Annotated in this window: 14 protein-coding genes; 6 read left to right on the plus strand and 8 right to left on the minus strand. The window is 64.3% G+C overall.

Annotation, left to right across the window (positions count from 1 at the left end; genetic code table 11):
* The first annotated feature begins 57 nt into the window (after positions 1-57).
* Positions 58-1,458 (plus strand): sodium:proton antiporter, encoded by a 1,401-nt coding sequence (locus EH240_RS08200; protein WP_245435861.1) that lies wholly within the window; start codon positions 58-60, stop codon positions 1,456-1,458.
* A gap of 198 nt (positions 1,459-1,656) precedes the next feature.
* Positions 1,657-2,619, plus strand: coding sequence for an ornithine cyclodeaminase family protein (locus tag EH240_RS08205; RefSeq protein WP_124997020.1), 963 nt, complete (start codon positions 1,657-1,659; stop codon positions 2,617-2,619).
* A 28-nt stretch (positions 2,620-2,647) separates the two neighbouring features.
* Here the strand turns inward: EH240_RS08205 and EH240_RS08210 are convergent, their stop codons facing one another.
* From EH240_RS08210 to gcvA, 8 genes are all read right to left on the minus strand, one after another.
* The gene (locus EH240_RS08210) at positions 2,648-3,364 is read right to left on the minus strand and encodes an ABC transporter ATP-binding protein (RefSeq protein WP_167483962.1); all 717 of its coding nucleotides are present in this window, start codon (positions 3,362-3,364) and stop codon (positions 2,648-2,650) included.
* Positions 3,357-4,085 carry an ABC transporter ATP-binding protein gene (locus EH240_RS08215; protein ID WP_124997022.1) on the minus strand — a complete coding sequence of 243 codons (729 nt, stop codon included), beginning with the start codon at positions 4,083-4,085 and terminating at the stop codon, positions 3,357-3,359. The genes EH240_RS08210 and EH240_RS08215 overlap by 8 nt, the downstream gene beginning before the upstream one ends.
* Positions 4,082-5,044 (minus strand): branched-chain amino acid ABC transporter permease, encoded by a 963-nt coding sequence (locus EH240_RS08220; protein WP_124997024.1) that lies wholly within the window; start codon positions 5,042-5,044, stop codon positions 4,082-4,084. The genes EH240_RS08215 and EH240_RS08220 overlap by 4 nt, the downstream gene beginning before the upstream one ends.
* Positions 5,041-5,922 (minus strand): branched-chain amino acid ABC transporter permease, encoded by an 882-nt coding sequence (locus tag EH240_RS08225; RefSeq protein ID WP_124997026.1) that lies wholly within the window; start codon positions 5,920-5,922, stop codon positions 5,041-5,043. The genes EH240_RS08220 and EH240_RS08225 overlap by 4 nt, the downstream gene beginning before the upstream one ends.
* 218 nt (positions 5,923-6,140) lie before the next feature.
* Complete coding sequence (locus tag EH240_RS08235) at positions 6,141-7,445, minus strand: ABC transporter substrate-binding protein (RefSeq protein ID WP_124997028.1); 1,305 nt, start codon at positions 7,443-7,445, stop codon at positions 6,141-6,143.
* Between the two features lie 154 nt (positions 7,446-7,599).
* On the minus strand, positions 7,600-9,039 hold the full coding sequence (locus EH240_RS08240; protein WP_124997030.1) for a hypothetical protein: 1,440 nt from the start codon (positions 9,037-9,039) through the stop codon (positions 7,600-7,602).
* Positions 9,040-9,240: 201 nt separating this feature from the next.
* Positions 9,241-10,545, minus strand: coding sequence for a nicotinate phosphoribosyltransferase (gene pncB / locus EH240_RS08245; RefSeq protein WP_124997032.1), 1,305 nt, complete (start codon positions 10,543-10,545; stop codon positions 9,241-9,243).
* A 166-nt stretch (positions 10,546-10,711) separates the two neighbouring features.
* Complete coding sequence (gene gcvA / locus EH240_RS08250) at positions 10,712-11,686, minus strand: transcriptional regulator GcvA (protein ID WP_124997034.1); 975 nt, start codon at positions 11,684-11,686, stop codon at positions 10,712-10,714.
* Positions 11,687-11,914: 228 nt separating this feature from the next.
* Between gcvA and speB the strand changes: the two genes are divergently transcribed.
* The 4 genes from speB (at position 11,915) to EH240_RS08270 (ending at position 15,251) form a co-directional block, all read left to right on the plus strand.
* Entirely contained in the window at positions 11,915-12,970 is a 1,056-nt protein-coding gene (gene speB, locus EH240_RS08255) for an agmatinase (protein WP_124997036.1), read from the plus strand.
* Between the two features lie 77 nt (positions 12,971-13,047).
* Positions 13,048-13,857 (plus strand): transporter substrate-binding domain-containing protein, encoded by an 810-nt coding sequence (locus tag EH240_RS08260; protein ID WP_124997038.1) that lies wholly within the window; start codon positions 13,048-13,050, stop codon positions 13,855-13,857.
* Positions 13,858-13,941: 84 nt separating this feature from the next.
* The gene (locus EH240_RS08265; RefSeq protein ID WP_124997040.1) at positions 13,942-14,610 is read left to right on the plus strand and encodes an amino acid ABC transporter permease; all 669 of its coding nucleotides are present in this window, start codon (positions 13,942-13,944) and stop codon (positions 14,608-14,610) included.
* Positions 14,607-15,251, plus strand: a complete 645-nt coding sequence (locus tag EH240_RS08270) for an amino acid ABC transporter permease (protein WP_124997042.1) — start codon at positions 14,607-14,609, stop codon at positions 15,249-15,251. The genes EH240_RS08265 and EH240_RS08270 overlap by 4 nt, the downstream gene beginning before the upstream one ends.
* The last annotated feature ends 13 nt before the right edge of the window (positions 15,252-15,264 follow it).

The raw sequence follows: 15,264 nt of genomic DNA on the forward strand, positions 1-15,264 counted from the left end.
TACGCCGTGAGGCATCGAGGGGGCTTTGCGACATTGGCGAAGATGTTGGCGGCGACAATGATTGCCGCGCTCCTCATCGTTCTTCCACAGCCGGTTTTCGCAGCCGAGGCTCACGAGCTGCCCGGCGCCGCAATGTCGCTGTGGTGGGCGCTGCCTTTTGCCGGTCTGCTTTTGTCGATCGCGACCGGGCCGCTGCTTTTCCCGCATGTCTGGGAACATCACTACGGCAAGATCGCCGCTGCCTGGGCAGCACTGGTTGTGATTCCACTGGCGATCGCCTTCGGCGTCCCAGCGGCAAGCGAGGCGGTGCTGCACACGCTGCTCACCGAATATCTCTCCTTCATCATCCTTTTGTTCGCGCTGTTCACCATCTCCGGCGGCATCCTGGTTGCCGGCAACATTCACGGCACGCCGCTGGTCAATGCCGGCCTGCTCCTCGTCGGCGCGATCCTGGCCTCGATCATCGGCACGACCGGCGCCTCGATGATCCTGATCCGGCCGATCCTGCGCGCCAACGACAACCGGCCGTTCAACGCCCATGTGGTGATCTTCTTCATCTTCCTGGTCTCCAACATCGGCGGCTCGCTGACGCCGCTCGGCGACCCGCCGCTGTTCGTCGGCTTCCTGCGCGGCGTCGATTTCTTCTGGACGACGGTGCACATCCTGCCCGACACGCTTTTCGTCGGCGGCCTGGTGTTGCTCATCTTCCTCGTCCTCGACATCGTCCTGCACCGCCGCGAGGCCGGCATGCCGAAGATCAAGGACCCAACACCGGACACGAAGGTGCGCATCCGTGGTCTCGCCAACCTGCCGCTGCTTGCCGGCGTCATCGGCGCGATCCTGCTTTCCGCCAGTTGGAAGCCGGGCGTCAGCATCCCGGTCCTCGGCGTCGGCCTCGAGCTGCAGAACCTCGCGCGCGACGCCATCATCCTGGCGCTGGCCTGGCTATCGCTTCGCGTGTCTTACAAGAGCCACAGGGAAGCGAACGGCTTCAACTGGGGGCCGATCGCCGAAGTGGCGAAATTGTTTGCCGGCATCTTCATCTGCATCGTGCCGGTCATCGCAATCCTCAGGGCCGGCCATGATGGCGCGCTGGCGCCGCTGGTGGCGCTGGTCACCACCGCCGACGGCCGGCCGAACGACCTCGCCTATTTCTGGCTGACCGGAGCGCTGTCGTCCTTCCTCGACAACGCGCCGACCTATCTGGTGTTCTTCGAGCTTGCCGGCGGCGATGCGAAACACCTGATGACGGAGGCCGCCTCGACGCTTGCCGCGATTTCGGCGGGCGCCGTGTTCATGGGCGCCAATACCTATATCGGCAACGCGCCCAACTTCATGGTCTTTGCCATCGCCAGGCATCGCGGCTTCAAGATGCCCGGCTTTTTCGGCTACATGGCGTGGTCGGGGCTGGTGCTGATCCCGACTTTTTTGATTGCTGGGTTTCTGTTTTTCGGGTGAGTTGGGAAACCATCATCGGTTCGTTCTGCGCTTGGAGGCGATCACGCGGGGTGGTCGAGTAGCTGTAAGGTCGATGCTGGTATCCGCCGGCATAGAACCGCTGGGGATCGATAGTGCTTGCGTATGCGCGGTCAGCTATTTCTGCTATTGACGAGGGAGGCGCTGCTCTTCGAAAAGCACGCTGTTCTTGGGGCAACAATGACCATTCAAACCGAGAGCCTGCCCTATCTGTCCGCTGAATTCCTGGATAGCCTAACGATTTCGACCTCCGATGTGGTCGAAGAGATCGAGAGACAGATCATCGGCCAGAGTCGGGGCGAGGTATGGTGTGCGCCGAAGGCAGTGGTGCTGCCAGGCGACGACCGCTACATCATGGCAACTCTCGGTGTCGCGACCGAGCCCCGGGTGCTGGCGACCAAATCACTGGTGGTCAACCCGCGTAACCCCGGGCGGGGGCTTGCAACCCTGAACTCGCTGGTCACCCTTCTCGACGGCGAGACGGGGCTGCCGCTTGCTGTGGTCGACGGCAATTGGGTGACTGCGAAGCGCACGGCCGGCCTAAGCGCCGTGGCGGCCAGGCGTCTGGCTCGGGCCGACTCGGTGTGCGTCGCGTTCATTGGATGCGGCGTTCAGGCGCGCGGTCATCTCGACGTTCTGGCCGATCTTTTTCCGTTGCAGGAGATTCGCGCCTTTGGTCGGGGCAAAGGCAGTCGTGACGCACTCTGTCGGATAGCCGAGACGCGTGGTCTGACCGCAGTAGCGAGCGATACCGCCAAAGCGGCGATCGAGTCCGCCGACATCGTGGTGACGACAGTCACTTTGATACCCGAGCCCGTTCCATTTTTGGATGCCCGATGGCTGAAGACCGGGGTCTTCGCGACCATGACCGATCTGGCCCTGCCTTGGTTGCCTGAGACCATGGCTGTCTTCGATCGCATCGTCATAGACGACTTGGCGCAAGAGGCGCATATGAGCAAGCCGATGGTGAGGCCCGAACTCGTCGCCGGCGACCTGACAGGTTTGGTCGGCGGCGAGGTGTCGGGTCGTCTGAGCGCAAATGAGCGAACAGCATTCGCGTTCCGCGGCATGGCGGTTGGCGATCTCGCAATTGCCGGCCTGGCATTTGTGCGCGCGAAAGCGATCGGCGCCCTGGACGATTAGAGTTCAGAGTGAAGGTCCAGGGCCTGCCTCAACCTACACCCACATACCGCCGAACCGCCGACGGATCGGCACGCAACGCCTCGACATCGACCGTCTCGCGGTTGCGGCCGTTCTCGATGAAGGAGACGCGGTCGGCGACCGAGAGCACCGCGTCGACGCGCTGCTCTACCAGGATTGTCGAAACGCTGCGATCGCGCAGCTTCGCCACCGTCTCGCGGATTTTTGCGATCATCGACGGCATCAGCCCTTCGGTCGGCTCGTCGAGCAACAGCACCTGCGGTTCGAGGCATAGAGCGCGCGCCATGGCCAGCATCTGCTGCTCGCCGCCGGACAGCGTGCCGGAGCGTTGCTTCAGCCGCTCGCGCAGCAACGGGAAAAGGTCGAGCACGTTTTCGCGCGTCGCCTTGCCCTTGCCTCGCGCCATCAGGCCGATTTCGATGTTTTCCGCCACCGTCATGTCGGCGAACAGCCGCCTGCCTTGCGGCACATAGGCGACGCCCGCCTTCGGCACGTCATGTGCGGCAAGCCCGGTCAGTTCCTTGTCGTCCAGTCTGATCGAGCCGGCCGCGGCCGGCACCAGCCCCATGATCGCCTTCAGCGTCGTCGTCTTGCCTGCGCCGTTGCGGCCGAACAGGCAAAGCACCTCGCCTTTATTGAGCCTGAGGTCGAGGCCATAGAGCACCTGGACCGCGCCATAGAAGCAGTCGAGGCCGGAAATGGTGAGCGCCTTCGACCCCTCAGCCATGGGTTGCTCCGAGATAGGCATCCTGAACCTGGGTGTTGGCGCGGATCTGTTCCGGCGTGCCTTCGGCGAGGATCTTTCCCGAATTGAAGACGGTGATGCGGTCGGCAAGCTGCATGACGACCGGCATGTTGTGCTCAATGAGCAGCACGGTGGCGTCCTTGGCGATCTCGCGGACGAGGGCGATGAAATTGTCGATCTCGCTGTCGGCCAGGCCTTGCGTCGGCTCGTCGAGGATAAGCAGGCGCGGCTTCAGCGCCAGGCCCATCGCCACTTCCAGCAGGCGCTGGTGGCCGTAGGAGAGCTGCCCGGCAAGCGTGCCGACGCGGTCGGCGAGGCCGGTGCGCTCCAGCGCCGCCATGACCCCTGTGCGGACCGCGCCCTTCGAGCGGCCGTCGGTCAGCGTGCGCTGCACCGGCAGCGCGACATTATCGAACGCCGTGAGGTTGGCGAAGACGCTGGTGATCTGGAATGTGTAGGCGACGCCGAGCCGAACCCTTTGGTAAGCCGGCATCGTCGTGATGTCGGCGCCGTCGAAGACGATCATGCCGGAGGACGGCCGGATGCGGCCGCTGAGCAGGCTGACAAAAGTGGTCTTGCCGGCGCCGTTGGGACCGATGATGGCGCGGATCTCGCCCGGCATCAGCGCGAAGTCGACACCGTCGACGGCGCGCAACCCGCCGAAATGGCGCGACAGGCCCTTGGTGGTGAGCAGCGGCATCACGGCAGCCACCCCAGCCAGCGCTGGCGTATGGAGCCCAGAATGCCCTTTGGGGCAAACAGCACCAGCAGGATCAGCGCGATGCCGACGATCAGCAGATAGGCCGAGGTGAAGCTGCTGGCGATGTCGGTGACATAATACATGAACAGCGTGCCGATCAGCGGTCCGAGTGTCGTGGCCGCGCCGCCGAGCAGCACCCAGAGCAGCGGCAGGATCGAGTACTGCACCGAGGCGAAGCTCGATCCTACATAGCCGAACAACAGCGCATAGGCCGCACCGGAGGCCGCGCAGATAGCGCCGGAGATAACGACCGCGGCGAGCTTGTTGGCGACGGTGTCGTAGCCCAGCATCTTGGTGCGTTCCTCATTCTCGCGGATCGCGACCAGCACGCGGCCGAAGCGCGAGCGAGCGATGGCAAGCGTGGCGATCAGCACGACCGAGAACAGCGTGAGCGCGCTCATGTAGCGCACGGTCGGATTGGTCAGGTCGAGCGAGGCGCCGCCGATCGTTATGACTCTCGATGCCTGCTGGATGACCAAGCCCTGGTCGCCGCCGGTCCAGGCGGCGAAGTAGAGGACCAGCAGATAGAACACCTGCGCGAACATCATGGTGACGATCATGAAGGCGACGCCTGAGGTGCGCAGCGCAAGCAGACCAATGACCAAGGCGAGTACTGCGCCGCAGGCGACACCGGCGACGAAAGCTTCCGGCACGCCCCAGCCGAGATGGTAGACGGTGAGCCCGGCGCCATAGAGGCCGGCCGAGAAGAACATGGCATGGCCGAGGCTGAGCATGCCGACATAGCCGAAGAGCAGATTGTAGCCCATGGCGAAGACGGCAAGCGCCATGATGCGGGCGAAGAGGCCCTGGTGGTAGTCCGGCAGGACGAAGTTCAGCGCGAACAGAAGCGCGATGACGCCGATATGCAGCGCATAGATTTTTGCCGGCGAAGCATCCCTCATCGCTGCGTGGTCCCGAACAGGCCTTGCGGCCGGAACACCAGCACCATGGCGACCACCAGCGTTGCGATGATCTTGGCCAAAGTCGGCGAGAAGAACATCGAGATTATACCGTCGGAGAGGCCGATCAGGATGGCGGCGACGACGGTGCCGCGCAGCGAGCCCAAGCCACCGATGATGACGACGATGAAGGACAAGAGCAACGGGTCCTGCCCCATCAGGTAATGCGCCTGGCTGATCGGCACGATCAGCACCGCGGCGATCGCCGCCAGCATGGCGCCGATGGCGAAGACGCCGGCATAAACGCGCTCGACGGGAATGCCGAAGGCCTGCGCCGTCTCACGGTCATATTGGGTGGCGCGCATGATCAGGCCGATCCTGGTGCGTGTCAGCACGAGCCAGGTCAGCACGAGCAGGAGCGCGGAGGCGGCGACCACCGACAGCTTGTAGCCGGAATAGCCGAACCAGGGCAAAAGGATGCGGTAGCTGAAGGGCGGCTCCACAGGGCGCGCCTCGGGGCCGTAGAAGCTCAGCGCCAGCTGCTGGATGATGTAAAGCATGCCGATGGTGGCGACTATGGTGCCTTCGGGATTGTAGCCCAACCGCCGCAGCACCAGCCATTCGGCAAGAAACGCAACCAGCCCGACCAGCAAAGGCCCGATCACCAGTGCGGCGACAAAGCCTATCGCCGGATGGCCGGCAATCGCCGTCGAGATTGCCCAGGCAAGCACCGCGCCGAGCATGAAGAACTCGCCATGCGCGACGTTGACGACGCGCATGACGCCGAACACCAGCGACAGACCGAGCGCGGTCAGCGCCAGCACGGCGGAAGTGACGAGGCCTTCGAGGGCGGCAAGGAGGAGGTGGGGTCCGAAGTGCATGGATTACACGCAGGCAGGTGTCAAGTGCACCCCCCTCTGTCCTGCCGGACATCTCCCCCGCAAGGGGGGAGATTGGCTGTGTCCACCGGATTCGCCAATCGCCAAGGTCAGTAGGTGGCCGCCTCCGCAGGAACTGCCAATCTCCCCCCTTGAGGGGGAGATGCCCGGCAGGGCAGAGGGGGGTGACTTGGCTCCCACGCTTACAGGCAAAGCCGTGTCTAAAGCGCCTGCGTCGTGTAATCGCCTTCCGGCTCGTAGAGGCCGTCCTCGATCTTGGTCTTGTGGACGACCTTGAGCTTGCCGCCCTCGACCTTGGAGATGTTCTGGATACCAAAACACTGGTGGATCTTGCCGTTGAAGGTTTTTGGCCCCTGCGGATGCTCCGGTCCCTCGGCGAATTCTGTCAGCGCCTCGGTAGCCTCGACCAGCTTGGCGCGGTCCTCCGGACCCTTGTAGCCGGCGTCCTCCATCGCCTTCTTGACGACGTAGAGCGTTTCCCAGCAGCCGAACATATGGGCGGCGGTGGAGACGTCCTTGGGGTCGCCGAGGGCGGCGCCATTGTCGTCGATGCCGACGGCGGCACGATAGGCCTTCTGGGCTGCGGTGTCATCGGGCTGCGCGTAGCGCGGCGAGCCCTCCCAGAAGTGGCTGCCGTCGAGGAATTCGAGGCCGGGGCTGTTGACGTCGACGGCCTCGAGCGAGTCGATGAAGCCGAAGAGCTGCGGCCTTTGCGAGCCGTAGAACTCGCCGAGCTCCTTGACGAAGGTGAGCACGGCCGGCCCGACCATGACGTGGTAGATGACTTCCGTCTCGGCCGGGATCTGCGGGAAGTATTTGGTGAAGGAACTCTCCGTCGGCGGGATGGCGATCTGGGCGATCACGTCGGCGCCTTGCGCCTTCAGCGCCGGCGGCAGGTAGTCGCGATGGTCGTAGCCGAAGGCGAAGTCGGGGAAGATCTGGGTCACCTTCTTGCCGGCGTTGGCGGCGATCCACGGCGCCATCGACTGGATTTGGCTCTTCACGTCGGTGATGCCCGGCTGGAAGACGTAGCGGTTGAGCTTGGTCGAGGCGACGTGATGGCCCTCGCTGACGACGAAATAGGGGATCTTGTTCTCGCCGGCGGCGGGCGCCGAGCCGATCACGACATGCGAGAACAGCGTGCCGAAGACGATGTCGGTCTTGTGCTGCTTGGCGAACTTGCCGACCACCTCGGCGCCGCGGGCGGGATCGGTGCCGTCGTCCTCGATCACCAGCTCGACCTTGCGGCCATTGATGCCGCCGGCATCGTTGATCGCCTTGACTGCGGCGGCGCTCGTCTTCTCGTACCAGCGGCCATAGGCGGCGCCGATGCCGGTGCGGTGCAACTGGAAGCCGATCTTGATCGGCGCCGAGCTCTGCGCCTGGCTGTAGCGGACGAAGCCCGGCGCCAGCGCTAGGCCGGCGCCGGCGGCCAGCCCCTTCAGCGCGGTGCGGCGCGAAAGCGTCGTCTTGGAGAGGTCGAAAAATCCGTTCTTGTCAGCCATGTCCGTTCCCCTGTTTTTTTCAGTCTTGACCAGCGATAAGGCGGCTCGATCCTCCGAGCTCGGAGGACGCGAAAATTGCATGTGTACAAACTAAATCACCAAAGCCGTGACGTGGCAAGCGAGCTTCCCTCGCGTCATAACGGCGGCCCTTGTCTCATCCGGCGGTGGGCGTGGCAAGCAGCCATAGGCCGAATATCGTGTAGGTGATCATCAAGAGGGTCAGCGGCGACTGGCTGAGCGCCGCGCGAGAGGCTTGCCGATGCAGCCGCCAGGCAAGGCCATGCGCGACGAGCACCGCCAGCACGTGGCCGGCGACGATGACGCCGGCCTGCAGGTTCCACAGCCACCAGGCCGACCCGGCGCCGGCAACGACGCCCGCCTCGACCATCCTATCGGCGGTGCCGAACAGGTTCCAGCCGAGCGCTAGGGGATCCGACATCGCGACCAGCGCGTATTGGCCGCCGACGAGCAGCGCGGTGAGGTAGTGCGCGATGTGATAGGCCAGCGCGATCGGCACGATCGACCACACCAGGAGGCCGGCTGCCTCGCTGAACGGATGCTCGTCGCCGGCTAGGCGCTGGCCGAGAAGGACGGCAAGCGCGAACACGACCGCAAGCAGCACAAAGGTGAGCACGAGGCCGAAGCTGCCGATGCCGATCAGTGCGGTGCGGCCGGGAAATTCCAGCGGGTTGATGCCGAACAGGCCGAGCCAGAAGAAGGTTTTTGACAGGCCGTCGAAGGACACCGAAGACAGCGCCAACAGGAGAAAGGCGATGCCGCTGGGCGGCAGCGGGTCGGCGGCCAGCAGCTTCGAACCCGGCCAGCAAAGACTCAGCCGACCCTCTGCCCGCTGAAACGGCGCGAAGCGAGCCACCATTGAAAAGAAGATGGTCAGAAATTCGCCGCGCCTGCTCCAGCCCTCGTAGCCGAAGGCCAGCATGGCGACGAAGCTCAGCAGCCAATAGGCGCCGGCGGCATAGGCCAGCCGCGCCGGATCGTCGGGCGCCGGGTCGATCAGCTCGAACCATGCAAAGGCGAAGAAGAGGACGAAGGCCGGCCAGAGGCCGAGCCATTGCGGTAAGCTCGGCGGTTGGGTTTCGCTTCCGCGCCCGCTGAAGAGCCGGCTCACGACGCGCCATGGCCCATGCCACGGGTTGAGCCATGCCCAGAGGTCGCCGATGGCGCCCTGCAACAGGGCGAAGCCGGCCCAGAGCAGCGTCCAGATCACCAACGGCAGCGGGTTGGACAGCGGGTCGCGGCTGCCGAACAAGCCAGCAGCAATCAGCAGCGCGAAGCCGGCAAAGCAAAGCAGGCTGACGATGGTGCGCAAGGCGTCGTCGAAGGCGAAGAGCGGCAGGCGTCGGCGCCAGAAATTGTCGAGGGCAACGGGCGGCAGTAGCGCCAGCACGAGGAAGCTGATAGCCACCGCCAGCGCGCTGCCGGCGATGTAGTAGCCGGTCGGGAGGAGAAGGACGTGGCCACGGTCGGAGGCGTGGGCGAAAGCGGGGGTGGGGAGGAGGGCGAAGACGCAGGTAAGGGCTGTTTTTGCTTCGCCGCCGTGATCCTTCACACCCGCCTCTGTCCTGCCGGACATCTCCCCCGCAAGGGGGGAGATCGGATGCCGCGTCGGCTTTCGCCAATTTTCAACGTCGAAGAAGGGGGCAGGATGCCCGAAGCTGCCAATCTCCCCCCTTGCGGGGGAGATGTCCGGCAGGACAGAGGGGGGTGGGCGGGAACTCAAGTTATCCGATTATCCGAAATTCCATTTGCCCGCCGAGGCGAGACTAAGCTGCCCTCACACCTTGACCAGTTGCCTCACCCGGTCCTTCTCGCCAAAAATCTTGAGGTAGCGCTTGATCTCCTTCTCGTCCCCCGTCGCCTTGGCCGGATTGTCGGAGAGCTTCACCGCCGACCTTCCGTTGGCTTCGCTGACCTTGCAGACCAGCGAGATGGCGTCGAGCCGGCTGGTTTCGGTCGGCGCGCAGCCCTCGAAATCATTGGTGAGGTTGGTGCCCCAGCCGAAGGACATGCGCACCTTGCCGCGGAAATGCTTGTAGGTTTCTTCGATGGTCTCGACTTCCAGCCCGTCGGAGAAGATCAGCAGCTTCTGCTTGGGGTCCTTGCCCTTCTCGCGCCACCAGGACAGGATCTTCTCGCCGCCCTCGATCGGCGGCGCGCTGTCGGGGCGGAAGCCCGTCCAGTCGGCGATCCAGTCCGGCGCGTCACGCAGGAAGGCGGCCGTGCCGAAAGTGTCGGGCAGGACGATCAGCAGATTGCCGCCATAGTAGCGCTGCCAGTCCTGCAGCACCTTGTAGGGCGCCTCTCGCAACTCCTTTTCGGAATTGGCGAGCGCCGCAAAGACCATCGGCAATTCATGCGCGTTGGTGCCCAGCGCCTCGAGGTCGTTGTCCATCGCGAGCAGCACGTTGGAGGTGCCGGTGAAGGCGTCGCCGATGCCTTCCTTCAGCGCCTCGACGCACCATCGCTGCCACAGGAACGAGTGACGGCGGCGCGTGCCGAAGTCGGAGATGCGGATGCCGGGCAAGGCCTTCAGCCGCTCCGTCTTGGCCCACATCTTGGCCTTGGCGCGAGCATAGAGCACGTCGAGCGCAAAGGGACCGAAGGAGCGCAGGGCGGCGCGCGAGCGCAATTCGTTGATGATGGCGAGCGCCGGGATTTCCCACAGCGTCGTGTACATCCAGGGGCCGCTGAAGGAGAGCTCGTACTGGCCGCCGCGCCGGGTAAGCTCATATTGGGGCAGCTGGAAATCTTCCAGCCAGGCAAGGAACTCCGGCTCGAAGATCTGCTTGCGGCCATAGAAAGTATTGCCGCCCAGCCAGATCATCTCCTTCTTGGAGAAGCGTAGCGTGCGGGCATGGTCGAGCTGCTCGCGCAGTTCCCCTTCGTCGATCTCGTCGGCAAGGCGCACCGACGTCGTGCGATTGATCAGCGAGAAGGTGGCGTCGACCTTGGGGTACATGCCCCAGATCATCTGCAGCATCAGCAGTTTGTAGAAATCGGTATCGAGCAGGCTGCGGACGATCGGGTCGAGCTTCCAGGTGTGGTTGTAGACACGCCGCGCTATATCGGTCTTTGTCATATCGTGCCGCCTTCGCTGCTCGCTCCCAAAGCGCCTCGCGCCTTGACGGGTTCGCGACTTGCTTCAGTCCTCGCTTTAAGCCAATCGCCTCTTAGCATTGTATTTTTGAAAGCGCTTCCTGCTTTGCAAGCTGGCCCGACAAAAAGCAGCTATGCAAGTCCAGCGGTCAGGACGCTGTTCTGGCGCCGATCACCTTGAGCGTGGGGCGTTTCCTGCGGCTCGGGACACGGCCCGCCACGGGCGCGTCGGCACGGCCTTCGTCCCGCTCCTTTTCGGCGAACAGCCAGTCGATGAAAAGCTGGACGATCGGCGCCGAACGCATCTCGTTGCGGCAGACGACGTAGAAATCGTCTATCGCCGGCACCGACAGAGTAAAGGGCGCGACGAGCATGCCCCTGGCCAGCAAGGCGCGCGCGGTCACGGAATCGCCCAACGCCACGCCGTGGCCATGGACGGCGGCTTCCGTCGCCATGCGCGCGTCGCCGAGGTGATGGCGGCGGCCGCGCTCCAGGTCGAGCGCGTCGGCGGCGGCCAGCCAGGTGTGCCACTCGCGGCCGTCGTCGCCATGCAGGAAGACGTGATCGGCGAGGTCGCGGACGCTGCGGATCGGCCGGTTGTTGATCAGCGTCGGGCTGACCACCGGAAACAGCTCGAGACCCGACCATTTGCGTATCCAGCAGTCGCTCCAGCTGCCGTCGCCATAGTGAACGCAGACGTCGATATGCGGCGCGCGAATGTCCCTGGCATCGTTGGAGGGGATCAGGGTGAGCTGGATGTCGGGATATTGCGCGGTGAAGGAGCCCAATCGCGGCGTCATCCACAACAAGAGCAGCGCCGGCACGCAGGAGACCGACAGCGCGCCGGCGCTCGCGGGTCGCGTCATGCGCTGGGTGGCGGCGGCGATGCCGTCGAAGGCAGCCGAAACCGCCGGCAGGAACTCGGCGCCATGTGGCGTCAGTTTCACACGCTGACCAGTGCGCTCGAAGAGTTTTACGCCGAGCGACTGCTCGAGCGCCTTGATCTGATGGCTGACGGCGCCATGAGTGACGTTGAGCTCGCCCGCCGCCTTGGTCAGCGAGGCGTGCCGCGCCGTCGCCTCGAAGGCGCGGAGGGGGTTCAAGGGCGGCAGACGCCTGGCCACGGGCAGCTCCCAACTTTGTGAGATTTTCTCACAGCAAAGACCCTAACAATATCAATTGATTTTTCAAAGCGGCTGCCCGACACTTTTGCCCGGAACAGCTTCAAGAGACGTGAAATCCGCAGGGCAGCCGGCGGGCAACAGTCCAGCCGGACAGCGGGTTGGACAAGGGGGCCGGCTTGGCAACCGTCCACGCCGGCGCGCTGCAAGCAGTCACAAGGAGGACCGGACATGGGTTACGATCGCGGCAAGCTCGAAGCGTTGCGCCGCAAATATGGCGAGAGCCATGGCGGCGAGATGTTCGACCCGAAATTCCGCAAGGTCGCCGACAAGATTTTCAACAAGTCAGGCACACGGCTGGCGCCCTATTCCGGCATCCCGACCTTCCTCGCCGCGCCCTACCGCGAAATATCGGCCGACAATCCGGATTTCGGCGACCTGCAGGTGGCGATGATCGGCGTGCCGATGGATCTCGGCGTCACCAACCGGCCGGGCTCGCGCTTCGGGCCACGCGCGTTGCGCACGATCGAGCGCATCGGCCCCTACAACCATGTGCTGGAATGCGCGCCGACGCACGAGCTGCGCGTCGCTGACATCGGCGACACGCCGTTCCGCAGCCGCTACCGGCTGGAGATCAGCCATGAGGACATCGAGCGCCGCACCAACCAGATCGTCGATGCCGGAGTGCTGCCGCTCTCGGTCGGCGGCGATCACTCGATCACCCATCCGATCCTGAAGGCGGTCGGCAAAAAGGCGCCGGTGGGGCTGATCCATATCGACGCCCACTGCGATACCAGCGGCCTGTTCGACATGACCAAGTTCCACCATGGCGGACCGTTCCGCAACGCGGTGCTCGACGGCGTGCTCGACCCCTCGCGCACGATCCAGATCGGTATCCGCGGCTCGGCCGAATATCTGTGGGAGTTCACCTACGAGTCCGGCATGACCGTGGTGCATGCCGAGGAGGTGACCAGCCTCGGCATTCCCGCCATCATCGAGAAGGCCCGTAAAATCGTCGGCGACGGCCCGACCTACATCTCCTTCGACATCGACAGCATCGATCCGGCCTTCGCGCCGGGCACCGGCACGCCGGAAGTCGGCGGGTTGACGACGCGCGAGGTGCTCGAGCTGCTGCGTGGTCTCAAGGGCCTCAACATCGTCGGCGGCGACGTCGTCGAGGTGGCGCCGCAATATGACGCGACCACCAACACCGCCCATGCCGGCGCCCAGGTCCTGTTCGAGATCCTGAGCCTGATGGTGTTCAGCCCGGCGATCAAGAAGGGCTGACGCCCCAAACCAATACGGCCGTCGCGCTGGAGCCGGCGGCCGGTTTCAACAAACAAGCTTCCAGCAGGGGAACCACAATGACAATTCATGCCAAGCTCAAGTCATCCATAGCCGCGGCGATCATGCTCGCCACGGCAGCCTTCGGCCTCGCCACTCAAGCCGCGAAGGCCGACGCCGTCGACGACATCGCCAAGGCCGGCGCCATCAATGTCGGCATCTTCTCCGACTTCCCGCCCTTCTCCTCGGCCAGCGCCGACATGAGCATCAAGGGCTACGATATCGACGTCGCGCAGGCGATCGCCGATTCCTTGAAGGTCAAGCTCAACCTGGTCAGCGTCACCGGCCAGAACCGCATCCCGTATCTCACCGACAAGCGGGTCGATATCCTGATGAGCGTCGGCTACTCGAAGGAGCGCGAGCAGGTGATCGACTTCGCCGCCGCCTATGCGCCCTATTACATCGCCGTCATCGGTCCGGCCGCGCTCGCGGTCAAAGGCAAGGAGGACCTTGGCGACAAGTCGATCGCCGTCAATCGCGGCACGCTGGAAGACACATCGCTCTCCGAGGCGGCACCCGCTTCGGCCGCCATCCGCCGCTTCGACAACTACAATTCCGTCATCCAGGCCTTCATCTCCGGCCAGACGCAGCTGATGGTGGTCGGCAACGACGTCGGCGCGCAGGTGCTGGCCAAGCAGGATGCGCTGAAGCCGGAGCAGAAGTTCCAGCTACTCACCTCGCCCTCGCATATCGGCCTCAACAAGAACGAGGACCGGCTGAAGCAGGCGGTGAACGACGCGGTCACCAGGATGCTGGCCGACGGCAAGCTGGACGAGAGCTCGAAGGCCTGGCTGAAGACGCCGCTCAATCCCGACAACCTCAAGGATTGATCCCCGGAGCGGTTCAGCGCCGCAGCAAGCGCTGCTCCCACACTTGTTTCTTGCGCCACGCGCTTTCCAACAGGGCCAATCGCCATGGGCTACAGCCTCGACTTCGGCTGGCTTGCAGGTGCAGCAGGCGCGATCGCGCGCGGCGCGGCGACGACGGTCCTGCTGATCGCCATGACCACACTGGCGGGAACCTTCCTCAGCATCCTCGGAGCGGCAGGGCGGCGGAATGGCCCCTTGCTGCTCAAGCGGGCGATCGGCGTCTATGTCGAGGTGATGCGCAACACGCCGTTTCTGGTGCAGCTCTTCTTCATCTTCTTCGGGCTGCCCAGCCTCGGCATCAGGCTCGATCCGATATTGGCCGCCATGCTGGCGATGACGCTCAACATGGCGGCCTATACGATCGAGATTGTCGGCGCCGGGCTCGACGCCGTGCCGCGCGGTCAGACGGAGGCGGCGCTTGCGCTTGGGCTGAGGCCGCGCCAAGTGTTCGTCAAGATCGTGCTGCCGCAGGCGCTGAAGGTGATCTATCCGGCGCTGACCAGCCAGATCGTCATCATGATGCTGGAATCGGCCGTCGTGTCCCAGATCGCGGTACGCGAATTGACCTACGAGGCCGACATGCTGCAGGCTCGCACCTTCCGCGCCTTCGAGACTTATCTGGTGGTGACCCTGGTCTATCTCGGCCTGTCGATGGGACTGCGCCGGCTGCTGGTCGGCGGCGGGCGCCGCGTTCTCGGAGCCGGCGTGTCATGATCGAATTCACTTTCTGGGACATAGTGCGCAACCTTCTGCTCGCCGCCCGCTGGACGGTGCTTTTGTCGCTCGCCGCCTTCGTCGGCGGCGCGCTGGTCGGGCTGGCGGTGCTGTTCTTTCGCATCGCCAAGAACAAATGGATCAAGCGGGTTGCCTCGGGCTACATCGCGCTGTTCCAGGGAACGCCGCTCTTGATGCAGCTCTTCCTGATGTTCTTCGGCCTGCCGATGCTCGGGCTGCGCATCGAGCCGTGGACGGCGGCGATGCTCGGCCTCACCTTCTTCGCCAGCGCCTATCTCGCCGAGATCTGGCGCAGCGGCGTCGATGCGCTGCCGCGCGGCCAGTGGGATGCCGGCGCCAGCCTGGGGCTGCACTACCTGCAGGAATTGCGGCTGATCATCCTGCCGCAGGCGTTCGCGATCACACGTGCGCCGACGGTCGGCTTCCTGGTGCAGCTGATCAAGTCGACGGCGCTGACCTCGATCATCGGCTTCGAGGAGCTGGTGAGGACCTCCAACGCCATCAACAACGCGACCTTCGAACCGTTCACCGTCTACGGGATGGTGGCGCTGATCTTCTTCGTCATGTGCTTCCCGCTGACGCAATACGCGCGCAGGCTCGAGCGCGCGGCGACCCGCTGAGCGGAAAGTTCGA

Source organism: Mesorhizobium tamadayense (assembly GCF_003863365.1).
In the GTDB taxonomy this organism is placed as follows: Bacteria; Pseudomonadota; Alphaproteobacteria; order Rhizobiales; family Rhizobiaceae; genus Mesorhizobium; species Mesorhizobium tamadayense.